Source organism: Bacillus sp. JJ1127, from assembly GCF_036965845.1.
Taxonomy (GTDB): domain Bacteria; phylum Bacillota; class Bacilli; order Bacillales; family Bacillaceae_G; genus Bacillus_A.
In genome coordinates this window covers 1-2,369 of the sequence record NZ_JBALQK010000098.1, presented here as the reverse complement: position 1 = coordinate 2,369, position 2,369 = coordinate 1, and the positions used below count along the sequence as shown (strand labels likewise).

General features: G+C 33.7%; 4 protein-coding genes. 1 reads left to right on the top strand and 3 read right to left on the bottom strand.

The window, feature by feature from the left end; all coding sequences use genetic code 11:
- The first annotated feature begins 37 nt into the window (after positions 1 to 37).
- Positions 38 to 253, top strand: a complete 216-nt coding sequence (locus V7183_RS11100) for a spore germination protein (protein ID WP_097899500.1) — start codon at positions 38 to 40, stop codon at positions 251 to 253.
- 31 nt (positions 254 to 284) lie between these two features.
- Here the strand turns inward: V7183_RS11100 and V7183_RS11095 are convergent, their stop codons facing one another.
- From V7183_RS11095 to V7183_RS11085, 3 genes are all read right to left on the bottom strand, one after another.
- Positions 285 to 620 carry a DUF3947 family protein gene (locus V7183_RS11095; protein WP_335359544.1) on the bottom strand — a complete coding sequence of 112 codons (336 nt, stop codon included), beginning with the start codon at positions 618 to 620 and terminating at the stop codon, positions 285 to 287.
- A 180-nt stretch (positions 621 to 800) separates the two neighbouring features.
- Complete coding sequence (locus V7183_RS11090) at positions 801 to 1,628, bottom strand: DegV family protein (RefSeq protein ID WP_335359543.1); 828 nt, start codon at positions 1,626 to 1,628, stop codon at positions 801 to 803.
- A 207-nt stretch (positions 1,629 to 1,835) separates the two neighbouring features.
- Positions 1,836 to 2,177: a YolD-like family protein gene (locus tag V7183_RS11085; RefSeq protein WP_097899498.1), complete on the bottom strand. Its 342-nt coding sequence runs from the start codon at positions 2,175 to 2,177 to the stop codon at positions 1,836 to 1,838.
- Positions 2,178 to 2,369: the final 192 nt, after the last annotated feature.

Here is a 2,369-nt window from a genome sequence, read left to right as displayed (position 1 = left end):
AATTGATGTATATATACTTATAAAGTAGGTGAAAATTATGCCATCAGTTGTAGCCAATCTAGTTGTACAAAGCAGTAATGGTTCTTTTAACTTAGGTGACTTTTACAATGTTTCTCCAAAGGAAAATACAAAGGCTTACAATGGTTCAGGAGCCTCTAATGTCGCTTTTATTGTTAACACTTTTAATGGTGTTAGTGCAACAAACACATTTGATTCTGATCTTGCGGATCAAAACCAATTCGGAACTGCTTAATGAATTACTGCTAACAGAATCAAAAAATGCTTTATAAATTGTACACAGAGCCGAATGGAATTATTGAAAAATGCACGCTGCTCTGTGTAACATACATAGGATAATACTGTTGTGTAGTTGAATCATAAAACTGCATTTCTTGTGCTTGCATGGCTAAAATCTGCGCTTGTATTGCTTGCTGAACAGTCTGAACCATCCCGTGTGCCGCAGAATAGGTTATCGAAGGAATACGGTTTTTATTATAAAAAACATGCTTCTCATAATCCCTTCTCTCCCTCACATACAAAATCGATTTGTGCATATTATGGATATTCATTTTAGAGTGTGCGAAATTCACATGTATAGTTAATCCTTCTCTTTTATTCACTGCATTTACGCTTATCAATCATCTTATCCATTTATCACACTGAAACATTAAATGAATTTTCATTTTAACTCTAAGGTAAACATCATGAAAAACTTTGGAACGTTCCTATTCACTATAACCATTTCTCATTCCCTGATTTACTTCTAAAGTAAGAATTTGACCATCAAAAAAACCCGTGAATTATTCACAGGTTCTACTTTTCGAAAAACTGATTGCAATTGTTCCAGCTCCTGCATGAACAGCAAAAGATATAGGAAGTGGGTAGAGTAAAAAAGTCATTTCAGGAAATGCTTTTTTTAAGTCCACAATCCACTCTTTTGCACCAGCTTCATCATTAGCATGAAACACGTGTACCATGTTTGGTTTTTCTTTCTCAAGTTCATCTTGCACATATTCTTTGCATTTTTGTATTTTTCGAACTTTCTTTTTCATCACGACTTCGCCGTTTTGTACTTCTAGAATTGGGTTTACACTCAGTATGCTACCTAATATAAATTGCACGCCCTTCACACGCCCACTAGCATATAATCCTTTTAGATCTTTTGGAAATACATAGTATGGACTTCGTTCAACGTGTTGTATTTCTTCTTGTATACGTTGTAAAGTCATTCCCTCACAGTATAACATTTGAGCTTTTAATAAAAGTTCATCCATTGGATAACTTGCTGTTTCGCTATCTATTATAGTTAAAGGAAACTCCGCCATTTCTGCTGCGAGTATCATATTTTGATAGGTTCCACTTACCTTCCCACTAATTGTGACCGCGAATCCTTCTTCATATTCTTCTTTACATCTAGTAAATAGTGCGACCATCTCACCTAAATTGGGTTGTGACGTTGTTACAGTTACTCCTTCTTTTAATGCAGAATAAACATGTTCAAGTACACCTTCTTCACAGTCTCTGTAGGCTGTTCCATTAATTGCAATTTGGATGGGTATGACAAAATTATCCCCAGTTGTTGTAAAGCTAGCAGTTGTACTATCAGTAAACCATGCAACACGTTTCATGTTGTTCCTCCCTTGTTGACGTCCTCTTCTTTGCTTATTCCCTATAATAAACAAACAGGACTATGCTTGTTATAGTAACAAAGCTTTCTCTTTTTTTCTATATAAATTAATAGAATAAGAAATAATCAAAAGAAAAAACAACAGATGCCTAATAAGCTTCTGATGCCAAAACTTCGATTTACATCATAACAAAAGGAAACCGCTTTTTTACTTGATATCAATTATATCAATAAATTTCAAAGTGCTTATATGATAAAATGCATCCGTATAGGTTACAGTCTGCTTTATAGGATTGATATGTATCACAGTTATATAATTTGTAAGCACATAACCATCTTCATAATATGTAATCAATATTTCTTCTTCCGATAACAACGAAGTTAACAACTTATCTTCAATTCTATCTTTCGCATCTTGAGTTAATATTGGTCGTGGCACTTTCATTTGTTCCTCTAGTATCTTTCGTATACTAATAAATCGTTCTGGTATCTCTGCAAACGGAGTCCATGTTACCATTTCTTTTTCTTTTGGCATTTTTGCATTACTCATGATCTATGTCCCCTTACTCGTTTGTTTCTCTATCTTGCAGTACTCACTATTATATAAACAACATCCCTTAACATAAGACTAATGAATGTCTTCCATATCTGTTATATAGATTTGAACATATCGTGTGTTTGTATTAACACTGCGTAACTTTTACAAACAAATTATGCTCAAATAAAAAGAACATTAGTTCGT

Bases quoted from the DNA above. Each gene is read 5' to 3' on its own strand.
- V7183_RS11100 (WP_097899500.1), top strand. From the start codon at position 38: ATGCCATCAGTTGTAGCCAATCTAGTTGTACAAAGCAGTAATGGTTCT.
- V7183_RS11090 (WP_335359543.1), bottom strand. From the start codon at position 1,628: ATGAAACGTGTTGCATGGTTTACTGATAGTACAACTGCTAGCTTTACA.
- V7183_RS11085 (WP_097899498.1), bottom strand. From the start codon at position 2,177: ATGAGTAATGCAAAAATGCCAAAAGAAAAAGAAATGGTAACATGGACT.